Genomic DNA, 19,631 nt, shown 5'->3' on the forward strand with positions numbered 1-19,631 from the left:
GAAATGGCCGAAATGGCCGAAATGGCCGAAATGGCCGAAATGGCCGAAATGGCCGAAATGGCCGAAATGGCCGAAATGGCCGAAATGGCTGCTCCTGATGTTTACCCTATCACCGTACCATCCTGCTGCTGTCCAAGATGAAAGTACAGGCTGGCTTATCATCCTCCGTTGACTGCGCCAGTTTCCCCCTGGTCTGGCAGGGGATCCCCGCAGAGATCGGCGTCACACATTTCTATACAAAGGAACTTCTGCCTGATGATGTTAAAACAGAAAGGCAAACTTAATATTAATCTCTGTTAATTATTTCAATATCCGCTATCGAGAGAAGGTTTGACAGCATAATTCACTAGCGGAAAATCTGCAGTGTAAAGTTTCTTCAGTGAGCGATTACTTTACTTTTTTAATACTTGCGTATCATTTTATTTTCCTTTTAAATCAACTGTATTCCATCGAGTTGATAAAAGTTCCCGCATTTTTTTACTTGCCTTAATGGCTATCGCCTCTATTTTTAATAAAGGACTTTCCTGGTGCAGGAGCGATCCTGCACGGGGTGAAGAAACCGTGTATCAGCTTCAAGCCTTCATCAACATCATCAGTTTTACTAATGTTATTGGCCCTGGGCGGGTAGGTATAAACCTGTTTGTCCCCCAACAGAGAGAAGCACGTTGTGACGATACTCAAACCCCTTTTAGCCAGAAACCGAAGCTGGGCGCTACAGCAGCGTCAGCGTAACCCTCATTACTTTCGCAAGCACGTTGCCGGCCAGCAGCCGCAGGCGTTATGGATTGGCTGCTCTGACAGCCGTGTACCCGCGGAAGTGCTGACCGGCGCTCACCCCGGCGAACTTTTCGTTCATCGTAATATCGCCAATATGGTTTTGGAGGATGACGATAGTCTGATGAGCGTATTGCAATACGCGTTGGACTATCTACACGTTTCCGCCATCGTGCTGTGCGGCCATTACGGCTGCGGCGGCGTGCAGGCGGCGGTGAATCTGCCGAATATGCCGTTGTCGCAGGAAGACAGCGCGCTGGCGCGTCGGCTGGTGCATTTACGACGCTCGCTGGCCAACGAACTGCAGCATTATCAGCAGGCAGAGGACGATGAGACGGCGCGGTTGAATCGTCTGATTGAAGCCCATGTGGTCACGCAAGTTGGCCATCTGATCGCCAGCCAACCGGTACGACAGGCGTGGGAACAGGGCAAGACGTTGGACGTTTTCGGTTGTGTTTATGATTTGCAAGACGGTCATTTGAAGGAATTGGTTCATCAGGACAGTATGGAGGCGCGCCATGAACTTAAGCACTCTGCGTAATGACATTCCCGCCGGGGTGGTGGTCTTTCTGGTGGCGCTGCCGCTGAGTCTGGGCATTGCGCAGGCCAGTGGGCTGCCACCGTTTGTTGGCCTGCTGACCGGGGTGATTGGCGGTATTGTGGTGACGATGCTCAGCCCGTCGCGCTATGCGGTCAGCGGCCCGGCTGCCGGCCTGGTCACCATTGTGGTCGGCGCGATGGAAACCCTCGGCTCGTTTTCCTTGCTGTTGGTGGCGTTGATCATGGCCGGCGCGTTACAGCTGATTTTTGGTCTGTTGCGTGCCGGGCGCTGGATTTCGCTGGTGCCGGGAACGGTGATCCAGGGCATGCTGGCGGCAATCGGTATTTTGCTGATTATGCAGCAAGTGCCGGTGGCTCTGGGCTATCAGGGAGAAGAAAGCCTGAGCGCGATACTGTCGGCAGGCACGGATCTCTTGTCGCCAGCATCGGCATTGGTGGCGTTGGTCGCCTTGTTTATCATGTGGCTGTGGACCACGGCGCCGATTAAGCGTATCAAAATGATGAGCTATGTGCCCGGCCCGCTGGTGGCTGTTCTGTGGGGCAGTCTGGCGGTCATTTTTGGCGATCGCCTGTTGCCGGAAGGCATGGGCAGCATGCCGCGCATTGCATTGCCCCAGTTTGACAGCGTCGATGAGCTGGGCGCGCAGTTGAGCCGCCCTGATTGGCAAGGCGCATGGCGTAATCCGTCGGTATATCTGATTGCCGTGACCCTGGCGTTGGTGGCAAGCCTGGAAACGCTGCTCAGTCAGGAAGCGCTGAAGAAATTGAAATCGCAAACGCCGGTTCCATCGCCGGACAAAGAAATGCGTGCGCAGGGCGTGGGTAATATGTTGAGCGGTTTTCTTGGTGGTTTACCGATTACTGCGGTTATTGTACGCAGCTCGGTGAACGTCAACGCCGGCGCGCGCAGTAAGGTGTCGATTCTGCTGCATGGTGTGCTGCTGCTGCTGTGTGGGCTGTTCTTCAGCGATCTGTTGAACACCATTCCATTGGCCAGCCTGGCGGCGGTACTGTTGTATACCGGCTATAAGCTGGCTTCACCGGCACTTTTCGTTACCCAGTGGCGAATGGGATTACCGCAGTTCGTACCGTTTATCGTTACCGTCGGCGGTATTATCGTATTTGGCATGCTGGCGGGGATCGCGGTGGGGCTGATGGCGCAGCTGCTGTGCAGCACCTATAAGAGTCACCACAATGCGTTGCAACTGACGCGTTATGACGACCATTACGTGGTGCGTTTTCACCAGAACCTGACTTTCCTGCATAATCCACGTTTACAGCTGTTGTTGGCGCAGATCCCGGACAACTGCGTAGTGATTGCCGAGCATGACAATGCCGAATACATCGATCCGGACGTTCGCGCCATGCTGGCTGACTTCGGCGCCAGTGCGGCGACCCGGGGGATTACCTTAAACCGCTGGCCGGTCCAGATATAGCCAATAGCCCCCATACGCGCAGGCGGATGGGGGCTATTTGACAGTATCGGGTTGGCCAGAAATTTGCGCGTTACGCTTAGAACAGATAACGCACGCCCAGGGTAAATTCGTTGGATACCAGATGGGCCTTCATTTGTTCATCTTTCAGGCCACGGGCATTAGCGAATCTGTTGTAGCCACTTTCTATTTTCCCCATATCGACGTAACGGTAGCCTAAGTCAACGCTGAGTCGTTCGATGGGCGCATAGCTGACGCCGCCGCCGATAGCGTAGGTAAAGTTGTTTTGGCTGGTCGAGTCATATTCACGGGAAGGGACTCCCTGCCAACCACCAGCCTTGATTTTGCTGATCCCAACCCCGGCGGTGGCGAAAACAGAAAAGCCATAACCTAACGCATAGTCGCGGTAGACGTTCAACATCAAGCGTTCGACGTGAGTCTGCAGGTGGTTGTAGCTACTGGCAAAGGTGCTGGATCCGCTGGTGTATTCCGTTTTTTGCTTGAAGGTGTATTCCCCTTCGGTTCGCCAGCCATTGCCATACTGGTAGCCCAGCGCAATGGCCGCGCCGCCCAGATGTTCTTTCTCTTTGCCGCCGACGAACTGCCCCACGCCCGGACGACTACTGGTGTCCTGGTCTTTGGCGCGTTGTTCAACCTGCAGGTATTTCGCTGAACCGTAATAGCCTTCCGCACTCTCGTTGGCCAGTGTGGCGCCTGAGGTCAGCATCAGTGGCAAAATGACAAACATGGGTTTGATGGTCATGGATTCCCTCCCGGAAAATGCTGTGTGGCCGCTATCAACCGGCGCTGAGTTCGGCCTGACTGCCTTTCAGCGCGTCAAGCGCACATTTTTGATCCAGATGACCGCCAGGTGCGCCGCCAATGCCAATGGCGCCAATGGTCTGTTCGCCAACTTTTACCGGCACGCCGCCGGCCAGCAGCAGGAAGCCGGGAATGTCGCGCAGATTTGCCGCGCCGGCATTGGCCTGGGCGCTTTTCATCACGTCGTCGGTGGCGTTTTTAGTGGTCAGGGCGGTGAAGGCCTTCATGCGGCTGGCTTCAACCGTGTGTGGGCCGGCGTTATCCATGCGTTTGATTACCAGCGGGGTGCCGGCGCGATCGACAACGGTAACCGCCACGTTGTAGCGGTCGGCGCTGCAGGATTGTATGGCACGCTGGGCCAATTTATCGGCCAGTTCGAGTGACAGGTTTTTTTCATTGAGAATGCCGGCTGCCGCACTGCTAAAGGAAATGACGCTGCCGAGGGCGATCGTGCTTAAAATAATGTGTTTCATCGTAGTTTGCTCCATGGTTTACACCGTTGATGACGGAATAATAAAAGGCGGGGAGCAAGCAGACTATTGATGTGAATACCTAACTATCTAGGTATTTTTACCTAGCATCGATGCGCAAGGGCAGTGGGCGCGGGTGATTAATCATTTTTGAGCAGCGTTATCTCGCCATAGGTATTTAACAGTTTCGGCAGGGAATTAACCTCGAGTTTGGCAAAAATATTGGCGCGGTGCGCTTCAACGGTGCGTGGCGACAGAGAGAACTGACGGGCAATCTCCTTGTTCGAATATCCTTTCATGATGATTTCAAAAATAGCATTTTCGCGAGCGGTGAGTGTGGCGAGCCTGGCTTGCAGCAGCAGTCGTTTTTTCTGTTGTTCATGGCCGGTTTTCTGCTGTTCCATGGCGGCGCCGATCGCTTCGAACAACAGATCGGCGTCAATCGGTTTGGTGAGAAATTCAAACGCGCCATTCTTGAAGGCGCGACGGCATAGATCGATATTCGCATGGCCGGTCATGATGATCACCGGGATGGTTAATCCCTGCTGCCGCCATTCATCCAGCAGCGTCAGCCCGGTTTTGCCCGGCATGCGGATATCCAGCAGCATGCAGCCGGCCAGCGCGGATAGGTCATCGGCCGCTTGCTGAAACAGCTGGGCGCTGCCGTAAGCGTCGGTTTGCCAGCCGACGGTAGCCAGCAGCAGGCTTAATGAGCTGCGAATGGCCTGATCGTCATCGATGAGATAAATGCGTTGTTCCATTATTCCACCTGGGTTGTCAGCGGAAACCACAGCGTGAAACGGGCACCCTGTCCCGCCACGTTTGCGACCTCGATTTTGCCGTTGAGCCGCTGTACCAGCGTATCCGCCAACGCCATGCCCAGGCCAATGCCATGGGCGCGGGTGGTGAAGAACGGCATAAAGACCTGCTGTAGTGCCTGTGGCGTCAGCCCTGGCCCACCGTCTGCCAGGGTCAACGTCATGCCGACGTCATCGCTGGTGGCATGCAGGGTGATCCAGGCGCTACCGGGCGCGTTCTCGCACTGTGCCTGGATCGCGTTACTGACAATGTTATGCAGGATCTGCTCTATCCATAACGGCGGGGCAAACAGCGGTGGTAAATTATCAGGGATATGACTGCTCACTCGCACTTTCTGGCTGTGAAGTTCATTGTCCAGTAGGGTGATGATTCGTGACCACAGCGAACGCAAGTCAACCGGCTGGTAGTCTGTCTGCTCACTGTCCAGCCTTTGACGAAACTGACGCAGCAAGGTATCGATACGTTTGATTTGCACCACGGCGGCATCCAGCAATGCCGGTACCTGCGAGCCTTGATCCTGTTTCATCAGGCGGATTGCGGTTTGGTTATAGCTGAGGATCGCCGTCAGCGGCTGATTCAACTCATGCACAATGCCAGCCGCCAGCTCTCCCATGGTATTCAGCCGGGTCAGTTCGGAATAGTGCGCGCGCAGGTCGGCAATATCGCGCCGGCGCTTGTTTATTTGATATTGGCTTATCAGGTAAAGCAGCAGGGCCCAGCAGGGAGCGGGAGCCAGAATGGTTAGCCAAGGGAGTACGGCCCAGTGTGGATCGTCGCCGACCGCCAGTACAAACGGCTGTGACGGGCTGGAGATGGTCTTGTCCCAGCGCCAATAGTGCGAACCCGCTTCACCCTGTTCAAACAGGGGCTCGTTATTCCAGCGTAGGGTGAGGTGTTTGAACGGCTTGGTTTCCGGCAAGGTATTGAGCAGTGTTTTTAGATCGATCAGTAACGACAGTTGAGCGAAGTTGAGCCAGTAGCGCCCCCGTCCTTCCAACACGATCGGCCGACGCGGTTCGAGGTTGGTGTGTTGCCGCCAGCGAACGATTTGCGGCAGGATTTTCTGTACCTCCTGCGCGTCCTGATTTTCCGGCAATAGCGGGATAATCGCGTCATGCTGGGACAGCTTGACGGTGATCTCACGGTAAAGAATGCGGAAATCGGCGCTTTTCTCTTCATACTGCTGCTGGAGAAAATAGGTGGCCAGTCCAGCGCTGGAAATCAGCGTGAGCAATAGCCAACTGACGATCTTAACCATGCTTCATCCATTTGGTTGCCTGACGGCAGCTTGACGTTGAGCGCATCGCCGGGCAACACCGCCAGCAATACGCGGGTATCCATCATGCACAGATATCATGTTGTTGTCATCTCTACGACTTTTTAACCGCCATATTGTGCAGTTGAACACTGTACCAACCCATGTCCGGTTACTGATGACGCAGAGTGTTCAACCGGGTGCAGCGATAATCAGCGTCGCCAGGGTGCGCACCGCTGCCAGCGTCGCCTCGGCGTCAAAATCCCCCAGCCCCAGAATCAGTCCCGGCCGGCTCCGCCCGAGGGTAAAGGTCGAGGAAACCGGCCTGACTGCGACACCTGCCGCCAACGCGCTGGCGGCCAACTGGCGATCGTCAATGTGCCTCGCCAGCCACAGCACCAGGTGCATGCCCTGGTCACTCGGCTGTAACCAGCCCAACGAGGCGGGAATATGATGCTCAAGCAGCGTGACCAACTGGGCGCGCCGTTCCGCGTAGACGCTGCGAATCCGGCGAATATGGCGCTCCAGATGCCCTTCCTGAATAAATGCCGCAAGCACATGCTGATCGGCGCTGGGAGGATGGCGATCCATCAGGATGCGAGCGCCGCAAAACGCGCGTTCCAAGCCGGGGGGCACGATGGCATATCCCAGACGCAACGAGGGAAACAGAATTTTGCTGAAGGTGCCGAGATAAATGACGCGGGACGGATCCAGCCCCTGCAGTGAGGGGAACGGATGGCCGGCGTAGCGCAGCTCGCTGTCGTAGTCATCTTCAACAATCCAGGCATGTTCGCTTTTTGCCCAGGCCAGCAGGGCATTGCGGCGGGCCATGCTCATCGGCATCCCTAGTGGGTATTGATGCGACGGTGTGACAAACGCCGCGCGGGCATTGGCTGCCTGCGCGATGCCGACGTCGACCTGGATCCCTTCGGCATCGACCGGCACGCGGACCATCGTGGCCGCGTTGGCGGCATTTTCCAGGATCGCCGTGATGCCGCGATAGGCGGGATCCTCCACCCACACCCGATCGCCGTTTTCCAGCAAAAGCTGACAGCACAGGTAAAGGGCCTGCTGAATGCCGCTGGTGATAATCACCTGCTGTGGTTCACAGCGTACCGAGCGCGATCGCCTGACGTATTCGGCTATCGCTTCTCGCAATACCTGCGCACCGCGTGGATCGTCATAGCCTGATGGCGATCCGGGGCCGCGAGCGCGGATCCGATTGCCCAGTTTGCGCCAGCTCTCATCCGGCAGTGCCAACCCTTGCGGTACGGAAACCGCGAAAGGCACGGCAGGCAACGGCAAGAACTGGTCATAGAGTTTGGCAAACGCGGCAGCTCGGGCAGTGGGAGCGAGCGTCTGCCCAGCGTCGGTAACAACCTGCTGGGGAGCGGTTGTGGTCTGATGCGTCAGTGACGAAGAAACGCAGGTCCCCGACGCCGGTTTGGTTTCCAGCACCCCCTCGGCCTGCAATTGTTCAAAAGCGTCGATGACAGTACCTCTGGCGATGCCCAACGATCTGGCCAGCGAACGTGATGACGGCAGCAGCTCTCCCGGTTGCAAATCTCCACGTTGTACCGCATTCCGCAAGGTCTGAGTCAGCTGACGGACCAGGTTGCCCTGCGTTCTGTCCAACAGTCCAATCGACGGAATATCCATCACTTTTGCTTTTCTCGCCATAATTCTGGTCCATTAAAACAAGCGCAAACTGGACCTTCATAATACACCGCATTGGACGAAAAATAGCACTACCGATGATTAATGCGGCTGGAGACGTGATGAATAACCGTAGTTTGGAAACGACAGTATTGAAAAGCTGGCGATGTGCGCTGTGTGGCTTGGAGTATCACGAAAATGACGGCTGGCCGACAGATGGCATCGCCCCCGGCACGCGCTGGGCAGAGGTGCCGGAGGCATGGGTATGCCCCGATTGCGGGGCCGGCAAGGCAGAATTTGCCATGGTTGAAATTTAATTTTCCTTTAGGAGGATCGGCAATGTATTTACCCGAGCATTTTGCAGAAACCCGCGTTGCGCTGTTGCATCAATTAATTGAACAAAACCCATTGGGTATTTTAATTACCAACAGCGATAACAGTCTCGATGCCAATCATATTCCTTTTGAATTAAACGCCGCAGACGGTGAATTTGGCGTGCTGCATTGCCATATCGCCCGCAAAAATCCGTTGTGGCAGGCGTTGAGTAATGGCCAGGAAGTGCTGGTGGTATTCCGGGCTGACGATGCCTACATTTCCCCGCAATGGCTTCCCAGCAAGCATGAGACCCATAAACAGGTGCCCAGTTGGAATTACCGGGTGGTCCATGCGGTCGGGCGGGTGACGCTTCATGATGACTTGCGTTATGTGCGCGGGCTGGTGGCACGCCTGACCCGCAAGCACGAAGCCTTTCAGGCCGAGCCCTGGAAAATGGCCGATGGGCCAAAAGACTACATTGACGCGATGCTGACGGCGATCGTCGGCATAGAAATTGAAATAACCCAACTGGTGGGGAAATTCAAACTGAGCCAGAACAAGGAAATCCGGGATATTGACGGGGCTGGCAGCGCATTGAAAGCGCGGGGCGAGCATCCGATCGGGGACGCGATGCTGGCGGTGGCGGCAGATAAAAAGAAATCGGCGTAAGGCTGAGGCGAACGCCACGCCACGCCGCGCCAGGCAAGCTAGGCTATGGCGCTAGCCGGTTTCATGCCGAATCGACGCCGGCATGGATCCCCCAGCCAATTTATCGGTCACAACCCCCAATCCTCGTTGGAATTGTAACGTTCTGCCGCTCTCCGACGACGATTATTGATTAGCCAGACTTATAAACATTATAAGTATTCATAAACTAGTCGCCGGGGCCTGGCTGAGCGATGATTAAGCACATCAATAACGACAGCGAGAACCTCGCCTAGCCAGCACGCAAATCGACAGCCAGCCCGATGAGGCTCAGGCGGCGTTGCCCCCGCGCTAGGGGATTTAGCACTACATGCGCTTCGGGCAACGGGGTGTATTCCCGCGTCTATACTCACTCAAGTGATGTGGTCTTCCGGGGCGATGCAGCCTCTTGCCACCCTCGGCGGAAAATTTACCGCCCGCATTAACGCGTTTGACAAAAAAGCTCGCGGCTTCCTGCCTGCTGCCCGTTGCGACCGCAGGTGGGTCGAGCTTTGCACTATGCCTATCACGGCAACATTGGGCTGGATTCTCGTCATCGGTAGGGGAGAACTGCCACCCGTCGATTGCACGGCCAACGGGCAATAAATTCTCATTAATAAGTAAAACCGACCGCCTCAGGCAGGGGACAGTAATGAAACTTCAGATTAATGAAACGAGTTATGAGGTAGATGCCGAGGCGGATACGCCGCTGTTGTGGGTGATCCGCGACGATCTTGGCCTCACCGGCACAAAATACGGTTGTGGGCTGGCGCAGTGCGGTGCCTGTACCGTGTTGGTTGATGGCGTCGCGGTACGTTCCTGCGTAACGCCAATTGAGGGCGTAGCGGGTCGTGCTATTACCACTATCGAGGCGATAGAGACCGACGAGGTGGGCAAACGGCTGGTTCAGGCCTGGATCAGTCACCAGGTTCCCCAGTGCGGCTACTGCCAATCCGGGCAGGTGATGGCGGCGGCCGCGTTGCTTAAACAGACCCCGCACCCTTCGGATGAGCAAATTGCGGCAGCGATGATCAACCTGTGCCGCTGCGGTACTTATAACGCCATCAACGCAGCGGTGCATGAGGCAGCAACTGCGGTAACGACACCAGACAGCGCCGTTGGCAAGGGGGCGGAACAGACATGGACGCCGACGCATAGCGGCGCGGCTGTCGCGACCAGTGCGCTGGCGTTGGCGGGGAATGATGTGTTCCACCGACAACCACAGTCCGTGTGCGCGAACGATGAGGAGAGCGGGGTATGACAAAAGTGAGCGATAGCCATGACCGCGAGGCCTTCCCGACGGGCGAGCCGGTGAATATTTCCAGACGCCGTTTTCTGTTGGGCGCGGCGGGGACCATGGCCGGCGCGCTGGTGCTCGGTTTTGGGCTGCCGGTGCGCCAAGTTCGCGCTCAAACGCCGGGCAACCATGCTGCGCCGGGCACTCGCGTTCCGGCATTTTTGGAAATTCGCCCTGACAATACCATTCGTTTACAAAGTCCCTTTATTGAGGGGGGCCAGGGGATCTTTACCGGAATGGCGCAAATCGTGGGTGAAGAGCTCGACGCCGAACCGATGAGCTTTATTGTTGAAAACGCCCCGCCAGACGCCGAGTACACGGTCATGGAAAACGGCCTGCGTATTACCGGTGGCAGCATGTCGGTACGTATGAGCTATTCGACCATGCGTCGACTGGGCGCCCTGGCGCGCCATATGTTGCTGCAAGCGGCAGCCAGCCAGCTCGGCGTGCCGCTGGATACCCTGACGACCGAACCTGGGAGGGTCATTCATCAGGCTTCCGGCCGGTCTCTGCGCTATGGGCAACTCGCGCCGCGGGCAATGGAACTGCCGGTGCCAGATGCTGCCAGCGTGACGCTCAAGGAGCCGAGCCAGTTCCGCTGGATAGGGAAACCGGTACCACGTCTGGACGGTTACGATAAATCGACCGGCAAGGCAATTTACACCATTGATGTTCAGGTTGAGGGCATGTTGCACGCGGCGGTGCAGCATGCGCCACGACTTGGTCTGACCGTTGGCAGCATTCGCAACGAACAGCAGGTCACCAGCATGAAGGGGGTACATTCGGTACATCGTCTGGAAGGGGCGGTGGCGGTGGTGGCGCAACGATGGTGGACAGCTAAACGTGCGGCCGAATCCTTACAGGTAGACTGGAACGATCCGGGAGCCGAAACCTCGGTGCGCTATATGCCGGCCGATTTTTCTAGCGCGGCCTTTAATGACCGTCTGGCGAATGAGACCGGCGCGGGCCAGGACGCGGAGACCGAAGGGGATATACATCAAGCGCTGACCAATGCGCATCAGGTGGTCAGTGCAACTTACCGCAGCCAGTACCTCAATCACGCCCAGTTGGAACCGCCTTCTACACTGGCGCGCTTCAATCCCGATGGCTCATTGGATCTGTGGCTGCCTAATCAGGCGCCGGGAATGTTCCAGGCTGACGTCGCAAAAATAACCGGGCTTGGTCTGGAACAGATCCATATCCACTCGCCATTGCTCGGCGGCTTCTTTGGCCGTCACTTTCTGTACCCCACGGCTACGCCGTACCCGCAGGCCATTCAGTTGGCTAAAGCGGTCGGAAAGCCGGTAAAACTGATCTGGAGTCGTGAAGAAGAGTTTCTGCGTGATGTACTGCGTCCAATGGCGGCGGTTCGGTTTCGTGGCGGCCTTGATGAGCAGGGTTTGCCTGTCGCACTGGAAGCGATCAGTGCCACCGAAGGCCCCACCGAAGGGGTGGCCAACAAACAGGGGGACGCCCTGGATCCCACGGCGCTTGAAGGCTTGTCTGGCAAGGCTTATGCGATACCGAATAAACGCGTGGCCCAGTTGTATGTGAAAAACCCGGTGATGCTGGGTTACTGGCGTTCGGTTGGTAACTCAATGAACGACTTTTTATATGAGACGTTTCTTGATGAGCTGGCGGATAAAGGGGGGCAGGATCCTTTTGCACTGAGGATGCATCTGCTGAAGGGAAACTCGCGCCTGAGCAACCTGTTGCAGGCCGTTGAGGCGCTATCTGGCGGTTGGAAAAGAGGCCCCTTCACGGCAGAAGATGGATCTCGTCGTGCTCGAGGTATCGCGATGGCCTCGCCATTTGGCACCGAAGTTGCGGTGATTGCCGAAGTCTCTATTGAGCATGGTCAGGTCAAGGTCCATGACATCTGGCAGGCAATCGATCCCGGTAGCATCGTCAATCCGGCACTGGTGGAAGCACAGGTAAACGGTGCCGTCGCATTGGGGCTTTCGCAGGTACTGCTTGAAGAGGCGGTTTATAAAAACGGTATGCCGGTGGGGCGAAATTACGACCTGTATCCGATCCTGCCAGCTCATCGCATGGCTCGCGTGCATGTGCGTATTATCGAGAGCGGGGCAAAGATGGGCGGCATTGGCGAGCCGCCCTTGCCGGCGGTTCCCCCGGCGGTGGCGAATGCCGTTTCCCGCTTGACGGGGCAGCGTATTCGCAGCATGCCACTCTCGCATTACCATTTCGATAGCGAGAAAACGTTATGAGGGAGAGCGACAAATGAGGCGATCCAGATTGAAAAAGGCCCTGCTCATGCTATTGCTCATCGGTGTGGTCGCGGCGCTGGCTATAGCGTGGTTTGTCACACGCACGCCGGCATCCCCCTTTGACGAGGCAACCGCCATATCGACGCCGACGGCTGAGTTGATCCAGCGTGGTGAGTATGTCGCTCGACTCAGCGATTGTGTGGCATGTCATAGCACACCGGACAGTAAGCCGTTTGCCGGCGGCCTTGAAATGGCGACCCCGATGGGGTCAATCTTTGCCACCAACATTACGCCTGACAAGCAAACCGGCATCGGCAGCTACCGTCTGGCGGACTTTGACCGGGCATTACGACAGGGCGTTGCCGCCGATGGCCACCGGCTCTATCCCGCGATGCCATATCCTTCTTATGCCAAGCTCAGCGACGAAGACGTACAGGCGCTGTATGCCTTCTTCCTGCATGGCGTTTCTCCGGTCAGTGAGCAGAACAGACCCAGCGAGATCCCCTGGCCGTTAAATATGCGCTGGCCGTTGGCATTGTGGAATGCCCTGTTCACCGAATCGGAGCCTTACCAGGCGAAAAACCTTACCAATACCGGCGAAGAGGAAGCATTGTGGAATCGCGGCGCCTATATCGTTCAAGGTGCCGGTCACTGTGGCAGTTGTCACACGCCGCGCAGTGTCGCGATGAATGAGAAAGCGCTGACCGAACGCAGTCCGCTCTACCTTTCCGGGGCGCTATTGGATGGCTGGTATGCGCCAAGTCTGCGCGGCGATCACAATACCGGACTCGGCCGCTGGAGCGAGGAGGAGATCGTGCAACTGCTTAAAACCGGTCGCAACAAGCATGCCGTGGTATTCGGTTCGATGACCGAGGCTTTCAACAATTCGACGCAGTTTATGACGGACTATGACCTCAAGGCGGTCGCGCACTACCTCAAATCGCTGCCGGGTGATGCAGAGCGTGACGGTGAGCCTTGGCAGTATGATGCCAGCGCTCACAACAGGCTGTCGCCAGCGCAGAGGTTGAAGGTGCCGGGGGCGCAAACCTTCGCGGCGAAATGCAGTGCCTGCCATGGCCAGGATGGGCGTGGTCAGGGACAATGGATCCCGCCGCTTGCCGGCTCGGCTTCTTCGCTCGCCAAGGAAAATGCGTCCTCTATCAACATTACGCTGAACGGTTCGATGCGGATTGTTGCCAATGGGGTACCTGATGCCTATCGCATGCCGCCGTTCCGCAATCAGCTCTCAGATCGGGAGATTGCCGAGGTATTGTCGTTTGTCAGGACGTCGTGGGGTAACCACGGTGGCGCGGTGCAGGAAGCCGAGGTCAAGCAACTGCGTGAACGTACGGATCCGGCCAGCAGCAACGTTATCATTCTGCAGATGCGTTGACGATAATTGTGGAGAGGTTACTTTTGCATCCATGCAAAGCGCGTCGATTGCCTGGTGAGAGCCTCTGAATTACTGGGCGAGTTCGAACCTTGCCGTGCAGGATTTTTGTTGGCTGGGAACGGCGCCGGGTTCGTCAAACTGACCGAGTTTTTACCAGCCCGGAGGCGTAACCATGATCTTGATAAAACAGCGCCAGATTTCCCCACGGGGCATAAAATGTTCCGTGCGGCGGTGCCGGCTGGGGAGTCCGAGACGGTCAGGCGAGAGGGCAGAACGCTGATTTTTTCCGTTGCGGCATAGTCCTGCAAGGTCAGCGTGAGCGGCAGCAAGGCGACAAAATCTTTACTGGCCTGGCTGTGATTAAGCGTGGCCGTACGGGCATAGCCATCAATGATAATATTCAATTTCATCGGCGTATCCTGATGGTGGGTGGTGTTCGACATACTTTGCTCTGGCTAACGCCCGAGCGACGCCTGACCGGCCAGGCAGAACATTCCGCTATTTACCCCCGATCAAGGCCAGAATAATACGTGCTCAGTTTTAACAGAGCGCGTTTTATTTTTTAATAGCCATCAGCTGAATATAGTGATGAGTAGAATTTATAAATAATCGCGGCTGCATTGAAGATGGTTATGACTCTTTTTTGCCGTTGGCTGGGTTCAGTAAGCAACCAGTAAGAAAAACCTCCTGATGATGGACGCATTCATCATCCTGGAGGACCGCCATGAATGCTCTTTATCGCCCGTTGTTCGGCAGCCGTACCCCTATCCCACCTCACGCTACGGCCACGGCTTGTTCCCTATTGTTATGTTGGTCTTTTTCCACTTTGGCGCAACCGGCCACCGTCGAGCAGGAAAGCGTCTGGGGATTGGGCGTTGGCGTCGTCAGTAGTCAAAAAGCCTATAAATCTATCGATCGTGACACCAGCGTGATGCCATTACTCCACGTGGATAACCGCTATTTCCATTTCTTCGGCACCGGCCTGGAGCTCAAACTGCCCGGCTTGGCGTTGAGTGAAACTCAGCGGCTTAATTTCGGTCTAATTGGACGCTATGACGGGGCAGGGTATCACGCAGATGATTCACCGGTGCTTGACGGAATGGCAGAGCGCAAAGGGGGGCTATGGGGCGGCGTGCGGATCGAATGGCAGACCGCGTTGGTGAACCTGCATGCCGACTGGACGCATGACGTTTCGGGGAATAGCAAAGGGCAGCAGATTGCCCTGGCGGCTGACAGATCCTGGCGCATCGGCGACAGCGTTACCCTCACTCCACGTTTCGGCCTAACCTGGCACGATGATAAATACACTGATTATTATTACGGCATACGTGCGGAGGAAGCGCGCGCCGGGCGCCCTGCTTATCAGGGCGAGGCGGGGATTGACGTTGAAATCGGCATGCGAGCGATTTACGCGTTTAACCCGCACCATGCCGTTATGTTCGACGTCCAGGCGACGCGTCTGTCGACAGAGATTGGCGATAGCCCGATAACGGAGCGAACCACTGAAAACCGCTTTTTCCTGGGATATGCCTACTACTTCTAATGAGCAGAATATTGTTAGTCGAAGATCATCAGCAACTTGCGAAGTTGATCGGCAAGGGGTTGGCCGCTGCGGGGATTGCCACCGACCAGGTAGAACGTAGCGAACAGGCGTGGAGCGCAACCCGGCAAATAGCCTACCAGGGATTGATTATTGATCGTGGATTACCCGACGGTGATGGATTGTCGCTGCTGCGGCGCCTGCGTCAGGCCAGTTCACCGGTTCCCTGTCTGATTCTTACCGCCAGAGATGCCTTGCACGATCGCGTTGAAGGGTTGGAAGCGGGGGCGGATGACTACCTGCCGAAGCCTTTTGCGATGGCGGAGCTGGTGGCGCGCGTGCGGGCGCTGCTGCGTCGCCCGGCGACCCGTCAGCCGCTTCAGCCCGGCTACCAGGATGTGGTGTTGTCGCTGGAAGCCGGCGCGATGCAATGCGGTGATAAAAGTATTACGCTGGCGCCAGCCGAGATGCAAATCATGTCGGCTCTGATCCACCGTCAGGGTGAGGTGCTGCGCCGCAGCGCTATGGAAGCGGCGGGATGGGGATTAAGCGTAGCCATTACTCCCAATGCGCTGGATGTGGCGTTACATCGTTTACGGCGCAAGCTCACTGCCGTCGGCTCTAGCCTACAGATCGTCAATGTCAGGGGGCATGGCTATGCGCTTAGAAAAAACGCTGTGGATCAATAGCCTATCGCTGAGGATTTTGCTGACCCTGGTCGGCGGTATTCTGCTGAGCATCGGTTTTCTGCTGCTGTTTGGCGCAATCGTCAAAGACCGTTTGCCGGGAATGAACCTGTCGGAACGTACCCTGCATCTGGCACAAAAGCTGGAGTACGACGGCAGCGGCAACCCGGTCGGTTTTAGCGGCGATGCGGAGCACCCACACTGGTTGTACGATAGCCTGAGCGAGGAAACCGCGTTTCGAGTCATGGATGCTCGCGGCAAGGTGGTGCTGATGTCGCCCGGCGTCAGAAACTGGCCGCATCTGGCATCGATCGCCGAACTGCAGCGGCGTCGCTTTGAGTTTACAACGCATGGTGTCTTCTACGATGGTGCGACAGAACCCTTTGAACATCATGGTAAAACCTGGTTTATGCAATTGACGGTCAGTTCCCGCATCGTCAGTTTTCTGCACCAGGAATTTGCCCTGCCTTTTATCCGTCTCGGTATCATGGTGTTCAGCGTGGTGCTGCTTTTTGTTTTTACGCTTTGTGCCTATGTGAGCCTGAAGTATGCCCTCAGGCCCTTGCGTCAGGCCTCGCGTGCCGCGGCGGCGATCACCCCGCAATCACTCAGTGACCGCGTGCCAACCCAATGCGTGGCCGCTGAAATCGTTCCGCTGATCGGCAGTTTTAATCACGCGCTGGAGCGGCTTGAAAACGGCTATCGGGTGCAGCAGGATTTCCTGGCCAAAGCGGCGCATGAATTAAAAACCCCCCTGACTTTGATTCGGGCCGAAGTTGAAACCATGGAAGGCGATTTGGTTCCTCGAGAGCCGTTACTGATGCATGTGGCACACCTCGCGCGGCATGTGCAACAGATCCTGTTGCTGGCCGAGGCCAGCGAGCCGCTCAGCTACCGTTTTCAACCGGTTGATGCCTGTGAAGTTGCGCGTAATGTGCTGTTCTTTTTACAAAAAATTGCCGAGGATGCCAAGGTAAAGCTGATCGCCAGCGATATGCATGAAAAAATCATATGGCAAGCCGATCGCGGCGCGCTGTTTACCTTGCTGAAAAATCTGATCGAAAACGCCATACAACACGCACCTGCCGCTACGGAGATCGCGATCGACATCAACGCCGACAGCATCAGCGTGCGCGACTGGGGGCCTGGCGTAGAGCCAGAACAGCTGTCGGTGATGTTTTCACGCTTTTGGCGAGGCGAGCACCGGCGGGATGTGGGAGCCGGGCTGGGGCTGGCCATTTGCCGGGAAATCGCGCTGGCGCATGAATGGTCGCTGTCGGCGCGCAACAGCCACCCTGGCCTGATGGTGACGGTAATCAGGTAATGAGCGTATTAAGTGGTAGAGGGGGAAGGGGCTTTCGGCGTTAAACTCGCGTAATCTATCATGCGCTACAGCCGTACCTGGCGGACATAGAACGCGCCGTTGAATCAGATATTCAGTTTATTGATAAACTATGGCGTTATCAATTGAAGTGCCCCGAGTCCAGTTATAATTAACCATGGTCAATTGTAGCTCTCCTGACACATCGCCAAAACGTCGCGATCGATTGTTGCGGAAAAACGTCCTCATTATCTCGGGCAAAAACGCTGCATTATAACGTAACAAGGTACTGTGCCAGAACGGCGCGGGTAACGGGGTGCTGGAATGACGTGCAAGCAGCTCGTCCCGCCATGGTGAGTCTAAAACCTTTTCACATAATGTCCGACGCATGACCACGTTGGAATCATCAGGTATTCCTGCTAGCAATAACTGACTGGGCAAGGCGATGAGTCTTAGCTCTCGGAGGTGAAGGTTTTTTGCATCATAATCATGCCAAATATCCAATAACCGTCTAGCCTTGCCGGGTAACCTTTGGTTTTCTGTGTACAGTGGTAAAGTCAGGGGTAAAAAGGTGAAGTGAAATCCCGCCCTTGGCAAGAGGTCGGCGAGTGGATCATTTTTCAGTTGTTCTTCGATATCGTTAAAAAGCTGTGCGATCGGTCCGGTGAGCGGCGGTTTTATGCCGCTGGTAACAGCAAGTTTGATGTAGTCGTAATACCCTGGCTTGACGTCTCCAATATGCGGATGATTGCGCCACTCTTTCATGGTTTGCTGATTGGTATTGTAATAAATATGCGCCAGGTCATTGCTCTTCATGTCCATTTCCCCGATTAAAAAGCTTTTAAGCGTCGGTTATGCTGTCGATTGTGTAAACCCGACGGACGATTAAATCAGTTTAACGGATAAAAAAGGGCAGATAAATCGCAACCAGCTACTGTACCAAGTCCATTTTCCGCAGGAAAAAGTTAATTTGTGCATTGTTATGCTCAATGCGGGCACAATGGAGCCGTTAATGACCGATAGATTCATGACGGGCAAGAGACGAGGCGGTGAATGACGTTCTGGTCCGGATTGCCAACGTGGTTATGTTTGACTCAGGGCCGCCGGATTTTTCTAAACCTGCTGGTGGGGAAATATTATTCCTGAGGGTGAGGCCGCCAGGCCGAATAATCGAACGTAGTTCGATGGAGAGTCCATACCCCAGAAAGCAAAAAACCCGCCATAGGCGGGTTCTTCTAAATAGGGTGCCCGGACTCGGACAACCGTCGCTGGCGACGGGTTGAACAACGCTTGGCGTTGGCCCGCAGGGTGAGGCCGCCAGGCCGAATAATCGAACGTAGTTCGATGGAGAGTCCATACCCTAGAAAGCAAAAAACCCGCCATAGGCGGGTTCTTCTAAATAGGGTGCCCGGACTCGGACAACCGTCGCTGGCGACGGGTTGAACAACGCTTGGCGTTGGCCCGCAGGGTGAGGCCGCCAGGCCGAATAATCGAACGTAGTTCGATGGAGAGTCCATACCCTAGAAAGCAAAAAACCCGCCATAGGCGGGTTCTTCTAAATATGGTGCCCGGACTCGGAATCGAACCAAGGACACGGGGATTTTCAATCCCCTGCTCTACCGACTGAGCTATCCGGGCAACGCGCCGCATTAAACCCTAAAGGCCCGATGGCGTCAATCGCTTTATGTCATAAACGCCAAAAAACCGGCGCGCTCGCTGACTTTTCAAACAAACTGCCTGAAGTTTGTCCTTGGCGTGATAAATCAGGCTCATGCCGGCGTCAGTGGGGGCACAATTCTAGCTTAACGCACCGTGTTTACGGCATTGTGCTACCTGCAGAATATCCTCTGCCAGCCGTTTGGCAACCGATACATCCTGAAGCTGCCGTTTGATCAGCAGTTTGCTCAAACACCCTTCCTGCACCAGCTCCATTTGCTGAGCCACCATGTCGGCGTCATCCGCATCCATTTCGCGTAGCAGGTCGCGGGTCAGCTCGAGGGAGGTCATCTTTTGCTGCTCCGCCAACTGGTGGATCGGATGGTCGTCTTCGGGGAACACGCTGCAGGCGGCGATAAACAGGCAGCCGGGATAACGATCGTTTTTCACGTACTCGGCCAGCACGTCGTAGCGCGCCAGCAGTTTTTGCTGCGGGCTAAGGGATTCGTCCAGTAATAGCTGGCGGCGCCAGGCATCGATCTGCTGCCCGTGATGACGCAGACAGTCGTACAGCAGGGCTTCGCGATCCGCCCAGAACGGCTTGAAATCGCTGGGCTGCATGCCGAGTTTTTCCGCCAGCATTTCCAGCGTGGTGGTCGCCAGACCCTTTTGTTCCAATAGTCCCAGCGCCGTATCAAGAACAAGTTCGCGTTGCACGTGT

General features: G+C 55.9%; 18 protein-coding genes, 1 tRNA gene and 1 pseudogene. 10 read left to right on the top strand and 10 right to left on the bottom strand.

The features are described 5' to 3' along the window. The first annotated feature begins 667 nt into the window (after window positions 1–667). Together ACCC84_RS22500 and ACCC84_RS22505 are read left to right on the top strand one after the other, a co-directional pair. Entirely contained in the window at window positions 668–1,315 is a 648-nt protein-coding gene (locus tag ACCC84_RS22500) for a carbonic anhydrase (protein WP_039991307.1), read from the top strand. Next, the gene (locus ACCC84_RS22505; protein ID WP_004956103.1) at window positions 1,293–2,771 is read left to right on the top strand and encodes a SulP family inorganic anion transporter; all 1,479 of its coding nucleotides are present in this window, start codon (window positions 1,293–1,295) and stop codon (window positions 2,769–2,771) included. The genes ACCC84_RS22500 and ACCC84_RS22505 overlap by 23 nt, the downstream gene beginning before the upstream one ends. Window positions 2,772–2,847: 76 nt before the next feature. Here ACCC84_RS22505 and ACCC84_RS22510 read toward each other — a convergent pair whose 3' ends face one another. From ACCC84_RS22510 to pdxR, 6 genes are all read right to left on the bottom strand, one after another. Continuing rightward, complete coding sequence (locus tag ACCC84_RS22510) at window positions 2,848–3,531, bottom strand: outer membrane protein (protein WP_273872473.1); 684 nt, start codon at window positions 3,529–3,531, stop codon at window positions 2,848–2,850. Window positions 3,532–3,565: 34 nt separating this feature from the next. After that, a complete protein-coding gene (locus ACCC84_RS22515) occupies window positions 3,566–4,063 on the bottom strand; it encodes a GlcG/HbpS family heme-binding protein (protein WP_039991306.1) in 498 nt (165 codons plus the stop codon). A gap of 137 nt (window positions 4,064–4,200) precedes the next feature. After that, entirely contained in the window at window positions 4,201–4,821 is a 621-nt protein-coding gene (locus tag ACCC84_RS22520) for a response regulator transcription factor (protein ID WP_004956095.1), read from the bottom strand. Further along, window positions 4,821–6,137, bottom strand: coding sequence for a sensor histidine kinase (locus ACCC84_RS22525; RefSeq protein WP_371902363.1), 1,317 nt, complete (start codon window positions 6,135–6,137; stop codon window positions 4,821–4,823). Before ACCC84_RS22525 ends, ACCC84_RS22520 begins: the two co-directional genes overlap by 1 nt. Beyond that, complete coding sequence (locus ACCC84_RS22530) at window positions 6,101–6,223, bottom strand: hypothetical protein (RefSeq protein ID WP_273872471.1); 123 nt, start codon at window positions 6,221–6,223, stop codon at window positions 6,101–6,103. The genes ACCC84_RS22525 and ACCC84_RS22530 overlap by 37 nt, the downstream gene beginning before the upstream one ends. Window positions 6,224–6,326: 103 nt before the next feature. Continuing rightward, window positions 6,327–7,814, bottom strand: a complete 1,488-nt coding sequence (pdxR, locus tag ACCC84_RS22535) for a MocR-like pyridoxine biosynthesis transcription factor PdxR (protein ID WP_371902364.1) — start codon at window positions 7,812–7,814, stop codon at window positions 6,327–6,329. A gap of 98 nt (window positions 7,815–7,912) precedes the next feature. Between pdxR and ACCC84_RS22540 the strand changes: the two genes are divergently transcribed. The 5 genes and pseudogenes from ACCC84_RS22540 to ACCC84_RS22560 all read left to right on the top strand — a co-directional run bounded on the left by ACCC84_RS22540 (window position 7,913) and on the right by ACCC84_RS22560 (window position 13,707). Next, on the top strand, window positions 7,913–8,107 hold the full coding sequence (locus ACCC84_RS22540; protein WP_197718874.1) for a rubredoxin: 195 nt from the start codon (window positions 7,913–7,915) through the stop codon (window positions 8,105–8,107). A gap of 22 nt (window positions 8,108–8,129) precedes the next feature. Beyond that, window positions 8,130–8,774, top strand: coding sequence for an FMN-binding negative transcriptional regulator (locus ACCC84_RS22545; protein WP_004956086.1), 645 nt, complete (start codon window positions 8,130–8,132; stop codon window positions 8,772–8,774). A gap of 667 nt (window positions 8,775–9,441) precedes the next feature. Beyond that, window positions 9,442–9,888 (top strand): annotated as a pseudogene (locus ACCC84_RS22550) ((2Fe-2S)-binding protein); the annotation flags it as partial. A gap of 158 nt (window positions 9,889–10,046) precedes the next feature. Continuing rightward, window positions 10,047–12,314, top strand: coding sequence for a xanthine dehydrogenase family protein molybdopterin-binding subunit (locus ACCC84_RS22555; RefSeq protein ID WP_198773943.1), 2,268 nt, complete (start codon window positions 10,047–10,049; stop codon window positions 12,312–12,314). Window positions 12,315–12,360: 46 nt separating this feature from the next. Beyond that, a complete protein-coding gene (locus tag ACCC84_RS22560) occupies window positions 12,361–13,707 on the top strand; it encodes a c-type cytochrome (protein WP_233092431.1) in 1,347 nt (448 codons plus the stop codon). 17 nt (window positions 13,708–13,724) lie between these two features. Here ACCC84_RS22560 and ACCC84_RS22565 read toward each other — a convergent pair whose 3' ends face one another. After that, complete coding sequence (locus tag ACCC84_RS22565) at window positions 13,725–14,150, bottom strand: cyclophilin-like fold protein (RefSeq protein ID WP_371902365.1); 426 nt, start codon at window positions 14,148–14,150, stop codon at window positions 13,725–13,727. Between the two features lie 281 nt (window positions 14,151–14,431). Here ACCC84_RS22565 and ACCC84_RS22570 point away from each other — a divergent pair, with 281 nt between their 5' ends. Genes ACCC84_RS22570 through ACCC84_RS22580 form a run of 3 tightly spaced genes read left to right on the top strand, consistent with a single transcriptional unit; the run spans window position 14,432 to window position 17,257 of the window. Next, a complete protein-coding gene (locus tag ACCC84_RS22570; protein ID WP_233092430.1) occupies window positions 14,432–15,250 on the top strand; it encodes a MipA/OmpV family protein in 819 nt (272 codons plus the stop codon). 11 nt (window positions 15,251–15,261) lie between these two features. Next, window positions 15,262–15,936, top strand: coding sequence for a response regulator transcription factor (locus ACCC84_RS22575; RefSeq protein ID WP_233092429.1), 675 nt, complete (start codon window positions 15,262–15,264; stop codon window positions 15,934–15,936). Next, window positions 15,905–17,257, top strand: a complete 1,353-nt coding sequence (locus ACCC84_RS22580; RefSeq protein WP_233092428.1) for an ATP-binding protein — start codon at window positions 15,905–15,907, stop codon at window positions 17,255–17,257. The genes ACCC84_RS22575 and ACCC84_RS22580 overlap by 32 nt, the downstream gene beginning before the upstream one ends. 117 nt (window positions 17,258–17,374) lie before the next feature. Here the strand turns inward: ACCC84_RS22580 and ACCC84_RS22585 are convergent, their stop codons facing one another. From ACCC84_RS22585 to dicD, 3 genes are all read right to left on the bottom strand, one after another. Then, the gene (locus ACCC84_RS22585) at window positions 17,375–18,070 is read right to left on the bottom strand and encodes a hypothetical protein (RefSeq protein ID WP_371902366.1); all 696 of its coding nucleotides are present in this window, start codon (window positions 18,068–18,070) and stop codon (window positions 17,375–17,377) included. 746 nt (window positions 18,071–18,816) lie between these two features. Next, window positions 18,817–18,892, bottom strand: a tRNA-Phe gene (locus tag ACCC84_RS22590). Between the two features lie 159 nt (window positions 18,893–19,051). Continuing rightward, a complete protein-coding gene (dicD, locus tag ACCC84_RS22595; protein ID WP_039991301.1) occupies window positions 19,052–19,627 on the bottom strand; it encodes a division control transcriptional repressor DicD in 576 nt (191 codons plus the stop codon). Window positions 19,628–19,631 lie beyond the last annotated feature (4 nt).

The sequence above is a fragment of the Serratia odorifera genome, assembly GCF_041448735.1.
GTDB lineage: Bacteria > Pseudomonadota > Gammaproteobacteria > Enterobacterales > Enterobacteriaceae > Serratia_F > Serratia_F odorifera.

What these genes read in the sequence shown, in the direction of transcription:
- ACCC84_RS22505 (WP_004956103.1), top strand. Translation starts at nt 1,293, where the DNA reads ATGAACTTAAGCACTCTGCGTAATGACATTCCCGCCGGGGTGGTGGTC.
- ACCC84_RS22510 (WP_273872473.1), bottom strand. Translation starts at nt 3,531, where the DNA reads ATGACCATCAAACCCATGTTTGTCATTTTGCCACTGATGCTGACCTCA.
- ACCC84_RS22515 (WP_039991306.1), bottom strand. Translation starts at nt 4,063, where the DNA reads ATGAAACACATTATTTTAAGCACGATCGCCCTCGGCAGCGTCATTTCC.
- ACCC84_RS22520 (WP_004956095.1), bottom strand. Translation starts at nt 4,821, where the DNA reads ATGGAACAACGCATTTATCTCATCGATGACGATCAGGCCATTCGCAGC.
- ACCC84_RS22525 (WP_371902363.1), bottom strand. Translation starts at nt 6,137, where the DNA reads ATGGTTAAGATCGTCAGTTGGCTATTGCTCACGCTGATTTCCAGCGCT.
- ACCC84_RS22530 (WP_273872471.1), bottom strand. Translation starts at nt 6,223, where the DNA reads ATGATGGATACCCGCGTATTGCTGGCGGTGTTGCCCGGCGATGCGCTC.
- pdxR (WP_371902364.1), bottom strand. Translation starts at nt 7,814, where the DNA reads ATGGCGAGAAAAGCAAAAGTGATGGATATTCCGTCGATTGGACTGTTG.
- ACCC84_RS22540 (WP_197718874.1), top strand. Translation starts at nt 7,913, where the DNA reads ATGAATAACCGTAGTTTGGAAACGACAGTATTGAAAAGCTGGCGATGT.
- ACCC84_RS22545 (WP_004956086.1), top strand. Translation starts at nt 8,130, where the DNA reads ATGTATTTACCCGAGCATTTTGCAGAAACCCGCGTTGCGCTGTTGCAT.
- ACCC84_RS22555 (WP_198773943.1), top strand. Translation starts at nt 10,047, where the DNA reads ATGACAAAAGTGAGCGATAGCCATGACCGCGAGGCCTTCCCGACGGGC.
- ACCC84_RS22560 (WP_233092431.1), top strand. Translation starts at nt 12,361, where the DNA reads ATGCTATTGCTCATCGGTGTGGTCGCGGCGCTGGCTATAGCGTGGTTT.
- ACCC84_RS22565 (WP_371902365.1), bottom strand. Translation starts at nt 14,150, where the DNA reads ATGTCGAACACCACCCACCATCAGGATACGCCGATGAAATTGAATATT.
- ACCC84_RS22570 (WP_233092430.1), top strand. Translation starts at nt 14,432, where the DNA reads ATGAATGCTCTTTATCGCCCGTTGTTCGGCAGCCGTACCCCTATCCCA.
- ACCC84_RS22580 (WP_233092428.1), top strand. Translation starts at nt 15,905, where the DNA reads ATGCGCTTAGAAAAAACGCTGTGGATCAATAGCCTATCGCTGAGGATT.
- ACCC84_RS22585 (WP_371902366.1), bottom strand. Translation starts at nt 18,070, where the DNA reads ATGAAGAGCAATGACCTGGCGCATATTTATTACAATACCAATCAGCAA.